The sequence below is a fragment of the Achromobacter sp. AONIH1 genome, assembly GCF_002902905.1.
Taxonomy (GTDB): domain Bacteria; phylum Pseudomonadota; class Gammaproteobacteria; order Burkholderiales; family Burkholderiaceae_B; genus Achromobacter.
In genome coordinates this window covers 2,047,923-2,067,364 of the sequence record NZ_CP026124.1, presented here as the reverse complement: position 1 = coordinate 2,067,364, position 19,442 = coordinate 2,047,923, and the positions used below count along the sequence as shown (strand labels likewise).

At 69.2% G+C, this 19,442-nt stretch carries 1 protein-coding gene (only partly in view); it reads right to left on the bottom strand.

All coding sequences use genetic code 11. The annotated features are described in order from the left end of the window. A protein-coding gene (locus C2U31_RS09470) for a DUF4347 domain-containing protein (RefSeq protein WP_103272614.1) crosses the window boundary here: on the bottom strand, nt 1–19,442 show its 5' portion. Its footprint begins 12,442 nt before the window's first position; only the first 19,442 of its 31,884 coding nucleotides appear in the window; it begins with the start codon at nt 19,440–19,442; its stop codon lies off the left edge, out of view.

Sequence of the window (19,442 nt, the reverse complement as noted above, 5' to 3'; positions counted from 1 at the left end):
TGGACGAACTTGTTCCAGACCGTGTGCACCACCTGGTCCGCGCCGTTGAGCTCGTACAGGTCGCGCTGGCCGCGCGCGGTGTCGATGATCTCGATGCGGCCCTTGCGGTAGGTGCTGACGTCGATGTCGCCGGTCACCAGCGCATAGGTGGTCTGGTTGTCGATGCGCACCGAGGCATAACCGTTGGCGACGATCAGGTTGCCGTTGCCCACCGAGATGATCTGGCCCGTCAGCGTGATGCTGCCGCCCGCCAGCCGGATCGGATCCAGGATGATGGTCTGCGTGGCGTAGTCGAAGCGGCCCGTGATCGCGCCAAAGCGATTCATGGATCCGTCGGCGCTGTACGACACGCCGCTGCTCGCGTAGCCATTGTTGTCCTGCAACGACTTGTTCTTGTCGCCCCGGAAGGACGAATCGATGCGGATATAGGCGTCCGTGACCCCGCTCTGGATCTTGCCGTCGATGTTCAGCGTCAGGGCCGATATGTTCACCGCGCCCAGCGCGAAGATGCGCGAATCGCTGGCCGCCTTGTCTCTGGCGATGTAGGAGGAGAAGGAACCGAGGTTGCGGTAGCCCCACTTCAGCAGCACGTCCGAGGCCGTTTCACTGGCGCCCGTGCTGGCGGCATTGTTCTTGAAATAGTCGACGATGAACTTCCAGCTGTTCTCCAGCACCGTGGGATCGGCGCCGGTATTGAACCAGCCGTCGCTCTGCAGGCTGAAGTTGCCCTTGGCCTGGATGTCCAGGCTCAGCGCCGAGATCGTGCCGGTGACGTTGATGCTGCCCAGCGTGTTGACCACCGAGACCTTGCCCAGCGGATTGACCACCGCGCCCAGCAGGTTCAGGTCCACCGGCGCGTTGCCCACCAGCGCCATCATCTCGGCGTCCAGCGCGCCGCCGAATGGATCGGCGGCCCAGCCGTTCTTCAGCTGCAACACGCGCACTTCCGCCACGTCGGAACCGGTCGCGCCCTTGACCGACGCGTCGTTGATGTACAGATGACCGGACCTGAAGATCTTCATCTCGCCGTCGGAGCCCGGGCGGATGATGGTGCCGTCCATGACGACGGCGTCGTTCACGTTCATCAGCATCGGCGAATCGTTGACGATGTTGATCTGTGTGTTGGCGCGCGCGTCGATGCCGCCCGTCTTCACCCCGCTGGTATCGGCCGCGCTCACATAGACCGAGCCGCCGGACGCATACAGGTTGGGGATATCGACGTAGAAGGTGTAGAACGAATCCAGGTAACGGCCCTTGCTGTCCGTCAGCTGCAGGCTCTTGAGCTGCTGCTGCAGCGCCGCGATGTTGGCCTGGTAGCGCGCCACCGCCTGCGGGTCGGAGGCGTGCTCGGACTGCATCTTGGTCAGCGTGCGGATCTGCTGGCTGATGATGTTCTGCTGGCTGGCGTAGCGCAGCACCGGCTGGCCCAGGTCCACCGTCTTCAGCACGTAGTAGATGCTGCCCACCTTGTCGGCCGCGAAGCTGCCGAAGTCCCAGTCCAGCGCGCCGTCCTTGTCGTCCTGCGTCAGCGAGGGCGGGTTCTTCTTCCAGTAGCTGTTGCCGTAGTTTTCCGTGGCCAGGTTCAGGTTGCGGCTGTCCAGGCTGTCGTAGTAGTAATAGTCGTTGCCCTTCTTGATGATCATGCCGGTCGTGACGTTGACCTCGATGTCCTGCGCGCGGAACGCCGTCAGCTCATAGCGCACGTCGATGTTGACCGTGCCGCCGGCGCCGTTCAGGCTGGTCGAGTTGGCGCCCAGCAGCTTTTCCAGGATGGCCTTGACGGCGGGCGAATTCGGGTCGAACGAGACCGTCGGGTTGGCCTGCGTGGGCAGCACCAGCACGCCCGCCTGGGCCAGCGCCTTGAGCAGCTCGGCCGGGATCACGAATACATTCGCCGCGTTATTCACGCCGGCGATGATGCGCGTGGCGGACGAGGTCGCGACCTTGCTCGATGCCTTGTCGACCACGCCGGCGGCCAGCTTGACCGTCGGGTTCAGGTTCAGGCCGATCACCTGCACCGAACCGTTCACCTTGGCCTGGTCCAGCATCGACGGGTTGGTTTCCAGGCGCACGTTGCGCTGCGCCTTGATCAGCGAGCCATTCGTCGCCACGCCGTCGATCAGGATGGTGTTGATCTGGCGCGCCTTGGCGCCGCTGTTGACCAGCGGGATCTGCGCCACGCCCACCATCGTGAACGAGACGTTGTCGTTGGCCAGCAGATAGCCCGTGGACAGCGGATCCGAGACCTTGCTGTTGCCGGCCAGCGCCAGGATGTTGTCGCCCTCGATCGACGAATTGTCGATCTGGATGCTGTTGCGCACGGTCAGGTCGTTGTTGCTGTCGGTCTTGCTCGCGCTGGCCACCGAGATGATCAGCATGTCGCTGATCGTCGTGGTCACGCCGCGCGTATTGGCCGCCAGCGTCACGTCGCCGAAGGTGTTGCGCACGAAGGCGCCGTTGATCTTGACCTGGGCCAGCGCGCCGTCGGTGCTCAGGTGGTTGGTCGACAGCGTGACGGTGAATCCCGCCACGCCGGTGATCTTGTTGCGCTGGGTGTAGATGATGTCGTTGGTCGCCACCATGTCCAGCATGCCCGGAGTGCCGTAGTTCCCCCTGGCCTGCACCACCGTCGCGCCGGCCGTGTCGATGGTGTCGCCGGCCGCGCGCGCGCCGCTCACCTCGATGACGGACTGCGGACGGATCTTGACGTCATGCTTGCTGACGTCGGCGCCCACCAGCTTGACCGAATAGGCGCTGAGCGCGGATTCGCCGCGCACCGTGTTGCTGGCGCGGATGTCGACCTTGTTGCCGATGACCCGCGCCCCGCCGCTGATGCCGACATAGGACGAGCCGCCGATGTCGGCCTCGATCTTGCCCTGCCGGCCCGCCACCAGGGCGATGGTGCCGGCGTCCATGCTGACGCCCACCGACTGCGCCTGGCTGGCCGAGATGTTCAGCAGCGTGCCCTCGATCTGCGCGCGGTTGGAGATTTCCACGCGCGCGTCCAGGCTGGTGCTCAGCCTGGCGCTGTCCACCGAAATGGTGAGGCCGCCCACTTCCAGCGAGCGCGCCTCGGCCAGCAGGCCGGCCTCGCCGTTGCGGTCGGTCGTCGCCCTGGCCGTGACGCCGATCACGTCGCCGCGCAGGCTGGCGTTGTCGACCACGGCCTTGAGCGAGCCCTGCAGCACGGTTTCGGCGCTCATCACGCCGACGCCGATCACGCCGCCGGTGATCGCCTTGGAATAGGCCTTGCCATAGTACGTGCCTTGCGCGTTGACGCTGACCAGGCCGGGCGTGCGGCCGGACGCCGTGGTCACGCCCACGCCGTTCAGCACGGCGCCGTTGCGCGCCTCGGCCAGCGTGGTCGCGCCGATATCCACCTTCGCCTTGTTGACGTTCACGGCCAGGCCCGTCGTGGCGGCCACGCCGGCGGTCTGGGTGCGGCTGAAGTCCACCGCCACCAGCGCGTCCACGCTGACGCTCGGCGCCGACACCTGCGCCTCGGACACCGAGGCCGTGGTGGTGTCGCGGGAGATGTTCTCCGCGATGCCCACGCCCACCGCCGCGCCGATCACGCCCACGGCCACGCTGACCTGGGTCAGGTCGATTTCCGTCAACACATTGGTGTCGGCCTTCACGGCCAGCGCGCCCAAGGCGCCGACCTTGCCATTGCCGGTGATGCGGGCGCTGACGTTGTTGCGCGTGTTGTTGGTGACGCGCACGCCTGCGCCCGCGCCGGCCACGCCGGCGCTGGCCGCGACCGAGGCCGTCACCGCCTCCAGGTTCTTGAACTGCGTTTTCTCCAGCGCCAGCACCGACAGATTGTCATAGGCGCCCACCTCCTTGCCACCGGCCGTGCCGATGTAGGCCGACACGGTGTTTTCCGCCGTGGTGTCGACCAGCGACACCACCAGCGACACGCTGGCGCCGGGCGCCAGGCCCAGCGACGCCGCCACGCCATAGGCAGCCGAGCGTTCAATGATGCTGTCGTCCTTGGCCCGCACCGTCAGCGAGCCGCGCTCGCCGTCGATGCCGACGGTGATCGTCGAGCCGTCTATGTAGGCCGAGGTGTTGCTGGCATAGCGGTTACTGACCTGCACGCCCGAGCCGGCCACCGCCACGCCCGCGCCGACCACGGCCAGCGCGCCGGCGAAGTTGACGCTGTTCAGGGTCTCGCTGGACGTCGCCAGCACATCGAGATTGCCCTTGGCCACGGTGACGGTGCTGTTGGCGATGTAGGCCTGCGCGCCGTTGGTGCGCGTCACGCCGTCACCCGAATAGGCGCCGAAGGTATTGCTGGCGATGGACACGCCCATGCTGGCGCCCAGGCCGGCGCCGGTGACGCTGGCCGCCACCGCGCCGGTCACGGCGGTGATGGTCGACGTATTCTCGGCCGTGACCGACACGCCGGTGCCGGCTGTCACGGTCGAGCCCGTGAGGCGGCTGCCCGTCTCGTTCGCCACGACCTGGGAACTGCCCGCGCCCGCGCCGGAAACCGCCACGCCCGTCAGCGCGACCGCCGCCGAGGCCGCCACGGAGACACTGTCCACCGTGGCGGTTTGCCTGGCCGTGACCGATACGCCGTCGGACACCGTGATCGTGGCGCCGCTGACGCGCGCCTGCACGCTGGCCGCCGCCACATTCTTGACATCGGTGGCGCCCACCGCCACCGAACCGCCCTGCATGGAGAAGGCCAGCGAGGCGCCGACGGCCTTGGCCTTCAGGGTGCTGCCGTCCTGCGCAGCGACGCTCAGGCGCGCCATCTGCGCGCCCGTGCCCGTCACCGACAACACGCTGTTGTCGACATAGGCCTCGACGGCTCCCAGGGTCTTGTTGCCGGCCACGGCCGCGCCCACCGACAGGGCCAGGCCGGAACCCGTTCCCGCCGCGCTGGCGCCGACCGCCGTCGCCTCCAGCGTCGAGGTATTGGTCGCCTTGACCGTCAGGCTCTCGGCCGCGCGCACGGCGGTGTCGACCTGGGTCAGGCCATCCACATAGGCACGGGTGACCGCCTTGCTCGTGTTGAAGGCCGCCGCGCCGGCGCCGGCCAGCGCCACGCCGCCCATGGCCACCGCCACCGCGCCGGCCCCGACCTTGGCTTCCAGCCGCTGCACGCTGTCGGCCGTGACCGACACCGCGCCCAGGTTGGACAGCTTGCTGCCGGTCAGTCCGGCGCGCGCGCCGGCCGTTTCCGTGATGCTGTTCTCGGCCAGCGCCGAGCCAATGGCCAGCGAGGCGCCGGCCGCCGTGAAGCCCACGCTGGCGACCACCACGGTCGCCTTGATGGTGCCGCTCATGTCGGCATCGATATTCAAGGCATTGCCGGCATTGCCGTCGATGCGCGAGCCGTTGACCAGCGCCGTCGCGGACGAGCCGATCAGGTTGCGCGCATTGGCGCCGCCGCCCGCGAGCGAGACGCCGCCCAGGCCCGCGCCCACGCTCACCGACACCGCGACCGACACGGTCGTGATGGCGGCCTGGCTGTCGGCCTTGACCGTGATCGCCGGCGCGCCGGCGATCCGCAAGCCGTCCATGGTCGCCAGCGTGGTGTTGCCGATCTCGTTCTGCGCCAGCGAGGCGGCCACCGACAAGGCGGCGGTCGCGCCCAGCGACACCGCCACGGCGATCGCCACCGCGGCGATGGTGCTGTTGATCTCGGCCTGGTCCAGCGCCCTGACGGTCACGCTGCCCGCCTCGAAGCGGTTCTGCTGGTTCTGGTCGCTGATGCGCGCCGTGATGCCGGTCTGGATCTTGTTGACCGCGCGCGCGCCAGCGCCGGCGCCGGAGACGGCCAGGCTGGCGCCGTCGACGACGGGCGGCGCATAGGCCACCGACACCGCCACCGCGCCGGCCACCACGACCGCGTCGATGCTCTGCTTGCGGTCCACGTCGCCGTTGGCTTTGAACGAGACGTTGCGCGCATCCACGCTGACCGCGCCCGCCGTGACGGCGCTGCGGTCGATGAAGGCCACGATCTCATTGGCCGGACGGCCCGCGCCCAGCGCGACCACCTGGCCAGCGCTGTTGACGTCGTAGCCGATGACGTTCTCGGCCATAGCCACGCCGATCGAGGCCGAGGCCGCGGCGTACTGGCTGACCGAGACCGAGGCCGACATGCCCAACACCACCGCGTTGATGCGCGACAGGCCCAAGGCCAGCACGTCCACCGCGCCCGCCGCGCCGCCCGAGGCGCGGGTGTCGATGATGGCGCCGCTGATGCCGGCGCGCACGCTGGCCGAAATCACGTTGCGCGCCAGCGCGCCGCCGCCGCCGATGGCGGCGTTGGCGCTGCTGCCCGCCGACACCGCGACGGATGCGCCCAGGACCACCGACAGGATATCCGCCTGCTGGGTGGCGCTGAGCGTCAGCTTGCCGCCGCCCGTCTCGATGCGGCCGCCCGAGACCGTGGCCTCGACCGTGTTGAATACCTTGTTGACCGCGACGCTGGTGCCGACCGCGATGGCCACGCCGGCCGCGCCGGCCTGCACCGCGACCGCGCCGCCGATGGCGATCGCCGTGATGCTGGCCTCGTCGCTGGCCTTGACGGTGACGCCGGCATTGGCCACGCGCAGGACGGAATCCTCCACCCGCGCGCGCACCGTGGTGGCGATGCTGCTGATCGCCACCGACACGCCGATGGACGCGCCCACGCCGGCGCTGCCGGCCGATACCGCCACGCCCAGCGCGCCGGCCACGGTCACGATGCTGCCCGTGTTCGCGGCCGAGACGCGCACCGCGCCTTGATTCAGCGTGCCGCCGGACGGCGTGTCGACCCGCGTCAGGCGCGCCTCGACCGAGCCTTCGATGGTGTTGCCGCTGCCGGCGCCGGCGCCCGCGCCGGCAAAGCCCTGCCCCGCGGCCACCGCCGCCGCCACGCCGATGGAGACGGAGACGATGCGCGAATTGTTGACCGCATCGACCGAAATGCCGGTCTGCGTGCGCACCAGGGTGGTGGAGCCCGCATTGGTCTCGCTGGTGCCGTCGATGTAGGCCAGCGTCTGGTTGCCGATCCGGTTGTCGGTCGCCGCGACCCCGGCCGCGATGCCCGCGCCGCTGCCCGGCGACACCGCCACGCCCAGCCCGCCGGCCACGGCCAGCACATAGCCGTCGTCGCGCGCCTGCACCGCCACGCCCGCCAGCGAGCCGCCGGTCGCGCGCGATTCGATCTGGCGGGCATTGCGGATGCCTGCCTCGTTGCGGCTGTTGACCCGGTTGATGGACACGGAGCCGCCCACCGCCACCGCCACGGTGCCCACGGCCACGCTGCCTGCGACGGTGATGTTGTTGATCGCGCCCTCGAAGCGCGAGGACACCTGCACGTGTCCGCCGCTCACCAGGCCTTCGGTGTCGCGGATCAGCGCCTTCACGGAATGCGAGCGCGAGATGCCCAGCGGCGCGCCGCCCACGTAGTTGTACGACAGGCTGGCGCCCACGGCGACGCTGGCGCCCTGGCTGCCCAGGCCCAGCGCCACCGCGCCGGCCAGGCTGTTGATGGTGGAGGCGTCGCGCGCCTGGACCAGCAGGTCGCCGCCCGCCGTCACGGCCTGGCCGCTGGCGGTGCCGGCGATCTCGGCCGTGATGGTGTTGGCGATCCAGTTGAGCACCGCCGAGCCGCCGAAGCCCACGTTGGCGCCGGACCCGCCGGCCGCGACCGCGCCGCTGACCGCCATGGTGGATATCTGGGCGTCCAATCCCGGCGGCATGTCGTCGGGCCGGGCGAAGGTCGCCTGGACCACGATGTCGCCCGCGGCGGACAGCGCCGATCCCACCGCGCCCGCGTAGACGGTGTCGAACACCCGGTTGACCGCGAAGGCCATGCCGGCCGCCACGCGGCCGCCGATGGACACGGACACGTTGCCGGCCAGCGCCGAAATGCTGGCCGTGTCGCGGGCGGTGATGCGGATGTCGCCCGTGGTGGCCGTGATTGTCGATCCGTCCGTGACGCCCGCGTACACCGTGTTCTGGATGGTGTTGACCGCCAGCGAGCCGCTCACGGCCACGCCGGCGCCGCCGGCCAGGCCGACGGAGACGTTGTAGATGCTGGCGCGTTCTTCCGCGCTCACCTGCACGGCCTGCGCCGTCACCTGCGCGCCGCGGATGAGGGCGCGCACGCCGTTCTGCATGTCAGCCACGCCGACCGAGGCGCCGATAGCCGCCGAGGCGCCCTGCGTGGTGGAGATGCCCAGCGCGCCCGTGGCCGTGACGATGCGGCTGCTGTCCTGGGCCGAGACCGAGACGCGCCCGGCATCGGCGCGCAGCTGCGTGCCGGCGGCCGCGCCGCTGTTGTCGATGACCGCCTGCACTTCGGTGCGCGACAGGTTCACGCCGATGGCGCCCGCGCCGCCCAGGGACTTGCCGCCCGCGCCGGCCACGGTGATGCTGAGCATGCTGTTGGTCAGGCCGTGGCCCTGCGTCAGCGCGCCGATGTCCAGCGAAATCATGCCGCCGCCGCTGTCGAGCTTGTCGACCACCTTGCGCAGCGTGACGCCGCCCGAGCCGCTGGTCGCGCCCAGCTGGATGGCGATGCCGTCCTTGGCGTTCTGCAGCGAGGTGGCCAGCTGATAGCGGTAGCTGCCGTTCTCGGACACATTGATGACGTAGTAGCGCAGGCCGTCCACCAGGCCGGCAATGGCCGTGCCCTGGCTTTGGTAGACCACCAGGTCGCCGGTGGCCAGTCCGCCGTCGGTGGCCAGGCCCAGGCTGTTCTCGGCCGGATTGCGCGCATTGCCCGAGGCGGCGCTCAGCGTCGCGTCCTGGGCCGGGCCCTGGCTGATGACGGTCTGCTGGGTGCCATCGGGCTTGGTCGTGGTGGTGGACTGCGAGGTCTGCTGGTCGAGCTTGACCCGCGTGATGCCGATCATTGCATCCGGATTGACGGCGCTGGGCTTGCCCTGGCCGTCGAGCAGCTTGTTGCCCGCGGCATCGGCCAGGTAGTACTGGTAGCGTCCCGTGGCGGCGTTGAATTCGGACACATAGCCCAGCTGGGCCAGCGTCACGGCGCTGCCGTCGACCTGCTTGAAGCGCAGCGTGTTGCTGTCGATCACCTCGACCACGTAGACGTGGTTGTCGGTCAGCCCGGTCAGCACGCCCTGGGCGCCCAGGTTGACCACCACCTTGTCGCCCGTCGCCAGACCATGCGCCTTGGGCAGCGTCAGGCTGCCATTGGCGTTGAGCAAGGCGCCGGCGGGATTGTCCACGCTGAAGCGCTGCATCGCGCCGCCCGTCGTGGCGCCGCTGAAGTTCACCAGATTGCCCTGGCCGTCGCGCAGCTGGAACGACACCTGGCCGTTGACGGACCGGTCCAGATTGACCACGTAGTAGGTCACGCCGACCTTGAGCACGTCCTGGCCCTGGCGCAGGATGCGGTTGGCCAGCACGTTCTCGATCTGGCCATTGGCCAGCGAACCGCTGTAGACGATGGCCGAGCCTTCCTGCACGCCATCGAACGGGGCGTTGACCACCAGCCGGTTGTTGGCGCTGTCCACGCCCACCGTCGCGTCCGCGCCGTGGTACGGCTGCAGGTTGACGCGCGTGGCCTCTTGCATGCGCACGTGGGCGAAGCGGATGCCGGCGATGTTGCTCACCGCGCCGAACGCCAGCGCCTTGCCGCGCAGCGCGTCCTCCTGGGTGTCGGCCAGCTGGATGATGGCCTGGCCGTCCGGCGCCGCGCGCCGGATGATGTAGTAGATGCGGTCGCCGCGCAGGCTGCTGCCGTCGGCCAGCGTGATATTGCCGGCGCCGGCGCTCAGGTAGATGCCGTCGCCGGTCTGCCAGCCCGAGAACTCCTTGCCGGAACTGCCTTGCGGCGCGCTCATGCCGGCGTTGCCGGTCGTGTCCTTGCCGTTGATGATCTCGGCGGCCGCGCCGGTGAAGGTCAGCGAGCTGCCGCCCTGATTCACCGTGATGGCGCCGTCGTTCACCGCCAGCACGCTGCCGCCGTTCAACTGGGCGTTGCCGCCCGCCGCCAGCGGATCCACCAGGCCGGCGTACACGTTGATGTCGCCGCGAGTGACGCGCACGTCGCTGGCCACGATGGCGGCGGTCACCTTGGGATTGGTCGCCGGCGAGCCGTTGCCGGCCACCTCGGCGATCTGCACCTGCGCGCCCGAATCGGCCAGCTGCTTGCTGTCGAAGCTCAGCAGGTTGCGGTCGAAGGCGGTATTGCCGCCCATGATGTTGACGGCCACGGCCAGGCCCACGGCCGCTCCCTCGGTCGCCACCGCGCCCGCCACCGTGATGGCGTACAGCGCCGACGCATCCGAGGCATTGACGCGCACGGCCTGCCCCGAGAAGCCGGCCGCCTGGCCCGCCTTGACGGTGCTGTTCGAGATGCGCGCCTCGGTGGCGCCCCGCATCATGTTGACGTTGACCGCGCCGGCCAGCGCGAACTTCTTGGACAGCGCGCCTGCCGCGCCCACCGACACCATCAGCGGCGAGGAATGCGCCGACAGATCCAGCTTGCCCTGCACATCGATCGCGCTGTTCTCGATCAGCGCGCTGGTGCGCGAGCTGAATTCGTTGACGCTCACCGAGGCCCCCACGGCCACGGATCCGCCCAGCGTCACCGCCACGCCGCCGGTCACGGCCACCAGCGTATTGTTCTCGGTGGCCTTTACCGTCAGCGCGTTGGCCGTGATGGCGCTGCTGCCGGCCACGGCCGCGTTGTTGACATAGCGCGGCAGCACATAGGCCGCCACCGCCGAATGCACGCGGTTGACCTGGATCGAGCCCGCGCCCGCGAACATGGCCTCGCCCATGCCCACGCCGACGCCCACGGCGCCGCCGCCCAGGGCCGAGTTGTCCTCGGCGGTCACGCTGACCGAGCCGCCCTTGTTGTTCACGACCGAGCCCTGGATGCCGGCCAGCACCGCGTTGCCGATCTCGTTGTAGCTGATGGCGATGCCCACGCCGGCCTTCTTGCCCACGCCGGCGGCGCCGGTGATGGCGATCAGCGTGGTCTTGTCCAGCGCGCTGACGTTGATGTCGTGGCCGCTGCTGTCCGTGCCGTCATAGCGGACCTGGCTGTTCAGGATATAGCTCTCGATGCGGTTGGCGATCACGTTGACCGTCACCGAGCCGCCCACGCCGGCGCCGTCGCGCGCCACGCCCAGCGCGCCGGCGAAGCCCACCGCCACCTGGCTGGATTCGGCCGACACGTCGAGCTTGCCGGTATAGAGCAGTTCGATGGCCTGGCGGATGCCGGCCTCGACCCGGGTGCTGCTGATGTTCACCGCGACCGCCGCGCCCACGCCGGCCTTGCCGTCCGTCACCGCGCCGGATCCGGCCACCGTGGCCAGCACGCTGCCGTCGCGCGCCTCGACCTTCACGCCGCGCGCGCTGATCTTGGTGGCGTTGCCCAGCAGGGCGATATTGCCGTAGTTGGCCGTCGTCACCGCGGCCGAGCCGGCCAGGGCCACGCCCTTCTGGCCCTTGGCGCCGGCCATGCCGGCCGCCAGCGTCACCGCCACGCCCGTGCGGCGGGCCGACAGGGCCAGGTCGCCGGCCACCAGCAGGCTGCCCACCAGGGCAACCTCGGCGCGCGCCTCGCCGCCCAGCCCGTTCATGCTGTAGGCGCCGGCGATGCCGACGTTGGTCTTGGCATTGTCGGACTGCGCCAGCGCCACCGCGCCGGAAAGCGCCAGCGCATGGGTGCCGTTGGTCGCGCTGATGGTGGCGTCGCCGCCGATGGTGATCGTCAGACCGGCCGCGTTGATGTAGGCCTGGGCGAAGTCGTTGACCATGTTCACGGCGACCGCGCCGGATATCGCCACGCCCGCCTTGGACTGCTGCTGGCTGCCGCCGCCGCCCGAACCCGAGCCCGAGCCGCTGTCCTGCGTCAGCGTCGAGGTCGAGTTGCTCAGTTCCTTCAGGATGTCCGACAGCGACAGCAGCTCGTCGGGATCCGGCGCCGCGCTGTCCTTGCCCGGCGTCGCGCCGCCCTGGCTGGCCGGCGCCTTGGTGCCCAGCACATCGGTGCCGCCGCCGGCCGTGCCGCCCGCGCCGCCCGCGCCGGTCCCGTCGCCCGCGCCCGCCACCGGGCTGGATACCCGCGAGCCGGAGACGGCCAGATTGCCGACAAAGCCCTTGTTCTCGCTGCCGATGAGCAGCTTGCCCGCCGAGAACGAACCGGCGGCGCCCGACACCGGCGTGGCGTCGTCGCGCCGCTGGCCGATCAGGGCCTGGGTATCGCGGTTGACGTCATTGATGGCCACGCTCATGCCCACGCCCACGGTCTGGGAGCCGGCGGCGGCGCCGGCCACGGTGCCGACCCAGGTCGCGTCGCGCGCCTGGATCGACGCCGTGCCCGTGGCCGCCACGGTGGCGCCGCGCGCCACCTGGGCGACGGTAGTGGCGCTGGTCACGTTGACCAGCACCACGCCGTTCACGGCCACCGTCTTGGCCTGCCCGCCCGATGCGCCCAGCGTCACCGACACCAGCTCGTTGCCGGCCTCGACGTTCAAGTCCTTCGAGTAGATCCTGGCCGTGTCGGCGACGACGGCCTGGGTGTCGTGGGTCGCCACGTTGACATAGACCGACACGCCGATGGCCGAGCCGTCCTTGGATTGGCTGCCGTAGTCGAAGCCGTCCACCTTGGGCGTGAGAAAACCCTTGGCCAGATCCTTGCCGTAGGCCAGCCGGCCCTGCGTCTTTTCGCGGTCGGGCGCCTGCTTCAGCGATTTCTCGCCGCCGATCGACATCGACGGCAGGATGATGTTGCCCACCAGGTTCATGCGCTGGGTCGAATTCAGCGCCTTGATGTCGACATTGCCGGCCGCGCCGCCCGTGCCGCCGCGCGTGTCGATGAGGCCCGCCACGGTCGTGCGGGTCTGGGTCGATTGCACGTCGATGGAAAAAGCCCCCGACAGCGCCAGCTTCTTGCTCTTGGCGGTCGCGCTGACCCAGCTGCTGAAGCTGGACGAGATGCCGCCCGTGCTGCTCAGCGTGGCCTGGAGATTGTTCAGGAAGGCCTTGGCCGCGCCGGTCGCCACGCCCATCTTGGCCGAAGTGCCGTCGGCCGCCTTCCACTTGGCCTCGATGCCGTCGAACGGCGCGTACAGGTTGACCAGCCAGAGCTTGTTCGGGTCGATCTGGTTCAGGCTCTGCGCCGACACGGAGACGGCGCCGCCCTTGGTGGAAATGCTGGCGTTGGCGGCCACGCTCGCCGTCGTCTTGATGTCGTCGATGCTGACCACCACCGCCGCCGCCGCGCCCAGGTCGGAACCGTCCGGTCCGACATTGCGCTTGACCTGGTCGGTGGTGACGTCGTTCTTCTTTTTCAGGAACGATTGCTTGTCGGCGACAACCTTGTCGTCGACGCCGCTCATCACCGTGAATTTGGTGTTGTAGTTGCTGCGCGCCTCGACCTGCACGGCGCCGCCCGCGGTCGTGATCTGCGCGGCGTTCTGGCCATCGCCGATGCGCACCGTGGTGCTGAAGTTGTTGATCGCCATGCCCAGCGCGGCGCCGACCTGGAACTCGGTCGACGGCTTGTCGATCTCCTTCTGGATATCCTTGTCGTAGTCGATGATCTTCTGCGCGTCCTTCTTGGCCTTGACGTCGCGCAGCTTCTCCTTGAAGGTCCGGCTGTTGCTGTCCTCGACCAGCGCGCCGAAGAATGACTTCACGTACTGCGTGCCGGTGCCCAGGCCCTTGGTCACCGCGCCGGAAATGGGCGTGGCGACCTTGCCGATGACGGCCGACTTGGCTTCATACTGCACCTTGCTGGCATAGTCGCCGCCCGTGGCGGCGCGGCCGCCCAGGATGGTCTTGACCGAGATCGCGCTGCCGCCATCCAGCGTCAGCGCCTGCACCAGCACCTTGCCCGCGTCGCGCGCGACGATGACGCCGTCCATGAAGACTTCGGTGTTGACCTGGCTGTAGGCGAAGCCCACCGCCGCGCCAACCTTGGCGTACTTGGCGTCGTACTTGCCCGACTCCTGGGCGGGGCCGGTCGACGTGCTGCCCGACGCCGGCGGCACGACCTTGGTGTCGTCGCTCTCGGCCATGCTGCCCGAGACAGAGATGCTGATGCCGACCTTGTGCTTGGTCTGGGCCGCGACGGTCACGTCGCCGCCCATGCCGCTCGCGACGTAGGTGTAGGGATCGACGGTGGCGCGCAGCCCCGTCTCCAGCCTGGCGCCGCTGCCGATATGCACGGAGGCGTCGCTCAGCACCACGCTCACGCCCACGCCGATCACGGCCGGCACGGCGCCGATCTGGCCCGGCGTCAGCGAGATGGTCAGCGACTGGTCGCTGTCGGCCCGCACGGTGATGCTCTTGGCCGCCACCAGCCTGCCGTCGATGGTCACGCGGGAATAGCTCTCCAGCACGCCGACGGCGATGCCGGCGATCTTGGCCACCAGCGGGCTCAGCTCCACCTTGACGGTGTTGCTGGCCTTGACCGAGATGTCGCTGTTGGACACCAGCCTGGCATTGCTGCCGACATTGATGGACGTGCTGTACTTGATGCCGGCCCAGGCGGCCATGGCGCCGGCCGTGTCGGTGAAGGCCTTCACCGCCTCCAGCGCCTTGCTCGCGCCGCCGGTGATCTTGCCCCAGATGCCGCTCGACGCCGGACCGTTGTCGGGCTGCTTGTACAGGGCGCTGTCCAGCTTGGCGTCCAGGCTGATGCCGCCGCCGTTGGCGTTGGTCGCCCAGAGCGTGGCGTTCCTGACCGTGATGGCGGCCTCGACCGTGTAGATCTGCGCGACCGTGCTGCGCCACGGGCGATAGCTCTGCGCCACCACCTGGATCGCGCCGGCCGTCAGCAGGATGTTGGCGCCCGTGTCCTTGCCGATCGTGATCTGCTGGCCTTCCAGGCGCAGCGTGTGCTGGTTGTCGACGGTGATGTCATGCTCGACCGTGTAGGTCCCGCCCTTGACGGTCACGTTGCGCCCGGCGGCGGCCTTGCCGGGGTCGATGTCGACCACGCCCTTGTCGCCCAGGTCCAGCACGTAACCGACGTTGTCGGTGTTGGTGTCCATCTTGACGCCGACCAGCGCGCCGTTGGCCTGCAGCAGTTCGGACAGCGAGGTCGAGACGGCCGGAGCCGAGCCGGTCGCCTCGGCGGCGTACTTGAAGATCTGCACCGTGTTGTTGCTGCCGCCGGCCTGCGCCAGCGACAGGACGACCTGCGCGCCGCCGGTGACGGCCGGCTGCTGCACCACGAAGCTGACGTTGCTGGTGTTGCCCTTCAGGATGTTGAAGCCGCCGTGGCTGGCCAGCGTGACGGGCGCGTTCCAGGCCGTGGCGTCCAGTGTCACCGATCCGGTTTCGTTGCGGGCGTACAGCGCGGCGTCGTTCATGGCGCCGGCGGTGAACAGCACCTTGCCAAGCTGAGTGGCGCCGCTCAGGTAATAGACACTGTCCGTCGCGCCGGCGCCGGACGCTAGCACCACGCTCTGCTTTGTGTTGACCACCAGATGATGGGTGCCGGTTCCGGCCTGTGTCTGGATGCGGTTGCCTTCGCCTGTATCGCTGGCGCCCATGCCGTAGTTGACGATATAGGTGTTGTCGCCGCCGCCCGAGCGCACCAGGGCATTGCCGCCGGCCAGCGTGAACTCGGTGCGGTGGCCGACGGCCAGCGCGTCGCCCCGCAGCACGCCGTTGGCGTCGGAACCGCGCTGCAGCGCGCCTTGCGCGATCAGGCCCAGCTGCCAGGCGGCCTGCGACACGAGCACCGTGGAACTGGATGTGGTGCCGTCGGGGTTGAGCTGCGCCTGCATGCCGGGCAGCAGCGTATAGGCACCCGACAGGCCGGCGTTCAGCGCATCCTGGCTGTAGCGGATCTCCAGCTGTCCCTGGGCATTCAGGCTGGCGTCCAGCGCATACAGATAATCCCAGCGCGTGCTGGTGTCGGAGGCGGCCAGCAGCTTGCCGGCATTGGGGCCTTCCACGGCGACGCGCAGCGGCGCGCCGGCGGCGTCCACCATCACGCTGGCCTTGATCGCGTCGATCAGGTCCTGGATCGTGCGTATGCCTTCCAGGCCCACGTCCACGCGGGCGTTGCCGGCGGTGGGAAAGAGCAGGCTCAGCGCGGGACCGTTGCTGGCCTGGTAGCCGCTCTTCAGGTCGCTGAGATAGGTCTTGGTGGTGACGCCGGTGAAACCGGTGGTGTCGACGACGCGGCCATTGTCCTGCACGGTGATGGCGAAATCGTTGACGTTGGTGAAGGTCGAGACCAGCGTCTGCCCGCCGCTCGCGGCGAAGGTCAGGCGGCCGTTGGTGACGGTCAGGCTGTTGGCGCCCGTAGCGACGCGGATGGTGTTGTCGCCGGCCGAGCCAATGACGTCGCTGACGTAGGCGTTGCCGATGATGAAGGTGTTCGCCCGGCCGGCGCTGCCGTCGATGCTGACCCGCCCCCTGAATTCAGAGGTGTCGATCCAGTTGCTGTAGTCCCCGCCCACCACCTTGGCGGACGTGATGTTGCGGAACTTCGATCCGGTGATGTCGGTGGCGCCGCGCTGGATCCAGCCGTCCCAGCCCGCGCTGGCATTGCTGGTGCGCAGGGCCAGCCAGCCCGCGCCCTTGCGGGCGTCGGCATCGGCCTTCAGCTCGGCCGCCGTCGCGCCCGTCAGGCCATCGGCCATGGCCACCAGCTCGGTGCTGGCGTTCAGGCCGGTGCCGCCGGTGATGTCGTAGACGCCGCCCAGCAGGATGATCTGGTGCTGGCGGTTGGCGCCGTTGCCGGCCTTGATCACGCCGCCGGCCATCAGGCCGCTCACCAGCACGGTGTTGCCCGAGAAGGCCGAGGCATCGATCAGGGTGGCGTTCAGGCCGCCGTTCAGCATGGCGTCCGTGAACGTGCCATGCAGCGTATTGCTCAGGACCGCGCCGGCGCCGCCATTGGTGCCCAGGCCGTCGTCCACATGGGTGGCCTGCAGGCCCGTGTTGGTCAGGACGAAGTTCCAGCTGCCGTTCTCGGACAGCTTGTTGCTCAGCGCGCCCGCCTGGGCCCAGAGATCGTTGTTCCCTTGATAGCCGGTGAACGTGTTGTTGCCCAGGCCGCCGCGCAGCACGTTGGCGCCGGCGCTGCCGATCAGGGTCAGGTCGCCCGAATAGCCCGAGCCGTCCAGCGTGACAAGGGTGGCGGCGTGATAGGCGCTGCCCGGCGCCGCCGCGCTGTCGATGGTGCGATAGTCCTGCAGGGTCACGGCGGCCACGCCGTGCAGATCGACCCGGGTGGACGCCGTCGCGCCCGGCGGCGTGTTGGTCAGCACCGCCGTGGTCCTGTCGCCCGTCAGCGTCGCGTCGCTCTCGACGCCGCCAATGTACTCGGTGGTGCCGCCGTTCAGATTGCCGTTGCCGTAGATGACGTCGTTGCCGCCGCCGCCGCTGATGCGGTTGACGCCTCGACTGTTGGCCACGGTGATGATGTTGTCGCCCAGGCCGCCGACGATGTCGTTGCCATACTTGCCGCCCGCGCCGATCACGTTGGCGATGTTCAGCACGCCGCTCAGGCCGCTGGCGTCGTACAGGGCGGTGGCCTCGTCCTGGTAGTTCAGGTTGACGCTGACGTTGTCTTCGTAGGCCGAGTAGTCCAGCGTGGTCTTGCCCGCCACGCCGACGAAAATCTGGATGTCGAGATTGCTGACGAGCGCGGTCGCGCCCGCGAAGCTGTTGATGCTGCCGTCGCGCGCCACGCCGGCGCCCAGGTAGACGCTCACGCCGCCCTGCGTCTGCACGCGGGCGGTGATGTCGGCGCCGAATTGGGAGAGGTCCAGTGTGTTGCCGCTTTGGCCAGCCTGCTGGGTCAGGGTGAATCCGCTGATGCCGGCGCCGACGATGTAGGTGTTGCCGCCGCCGCTGCCCTTGATGATGTCCTGCGCGTTGCTGATGGTGACGGTGGTGTCGCCCACCACGGTGATGCGGTTGCCGCCTTGGGCCGAGCCCTTCACCGCGCTGATCGCCCGCACGTAGCCGAATCCGGTCGGCGGCGGCGGCGGCACGGCTTCGCCGTTGCCGCTGGCCGTGGGACCGGACAGGTCCACCGTCACGCCGGTCGCATAGCCGCTGTAGTCCAGCAGCGTCTTGCCGTTCTGCGAGGTGCCGACCAGGTTGAAGGTCTTGTCGCCGATCTTCAGGCTCTGGCTGCCGTCGGCCGACTTGAACACCACGTTGACCGTGCGCTCGGTCCAGTTGTTGTTGGCGTCGACCGTGGTGTAGCGGATCTGGTAGCTGTCGTTGTTGCTGATGATGGCGGTGACGTTGCCCTTGATCGCCGAGAAGTCCAGCGTGTTGTTGTCGTTGGCGTCGTCCTGGTTGCGCACCCAGACCCCATTCTCCTGCTTCATGCCCTGGCGCAGTTCGATGGTCGTGGTCGCGGCGGTGGAACTGTTGTTGAACACGAAGGTGTTGCCGCTGCCGTAGGCCACCAGCTTGTCGTTGGTCGCCACGCCGACCAGCGTGGAGCCGCCGGTCTGCACGCCGGTGGACGTCGCCATCACGCCATCCCAGCGCGCCACGGTCAGCGTGGTGGCCTCGATGGCGCCGTGACGGTAGTCCAGCACCCAGTCGCCGCCCAGCGCGGCGCTGCCGACGGTATGCGTGGCCGCGGCCACGTCGGCGCGCGTGATGGCGGACAGGCTGTCCACGAAGGCCACGCCGCCCTTGCCGGCGGCCACGTTGCAGCCGTAGAGCAGGATGTCACCGTGTTCGGCCATCGCGTCGCCCCAGGCGCGCAACTGGTCCTTGTAGGAATCGAGCTGGCCCTGGCCCAGCGTCGCCGAACCGAGCGTGAGCGAGCCGGCGCTGCCGTGGCTCATGATCTGCACGGCCGCCAGGTCCTTGTGCTGCCCCAGGATGCGGGTGATCTGGTCGACGCCGTCATAGCGGCCGTCCAGCACGATGATCTCGGTGTCATGGCTGCGCAGCACCTGCAGCTGCGGGCCCTCGCCCGTGGGCCGGGCCAGTCCGCCCAGTCCTTCGGTCTTGCCGCTGACCAGGCTGTACAGCCCCTGGACCATCTGCTCGGCGTTGTCGATGGACGGATCCACGAAGATGATCTGGCGCACCGGCGTGCGCTCGGACTGCGTGGTGTAGCCCTCGATGGCGGTCAGGGGCGCGGGCTGGCCGGCCGCCTGGCCCGGCAGCCAGGCCTTGGCGTCGCCCTGGCGCGCGGCGTTGGCCTTGGCGTACTGATCCAGCGAAATCTGTTCGCCCAGCACGCCCTGCTTCTGGAAGGCGGCGCGCTCGACCAGGTAGGGATGCGCGCCCGGCGCGCTGGTCTTCTTGGCCTGCGAGCCGGCCTGCCCGGGCTGGGCCGGCATGGTCACGGGCGCCTGCTCGCCAGCCGGCGGCGGAGGCGGCGGCACCAGTTCGGCCGACATCAGGTAGCGGCGCTCCAGCGCCTCGAACAGCGGCCGTCGCCGGAACAGGGATTGCTGCACCTCGCGGGAGGAACGGCCGGTCCAGAGTTTGCGCGCCAGTTTCTTGATGCTCAT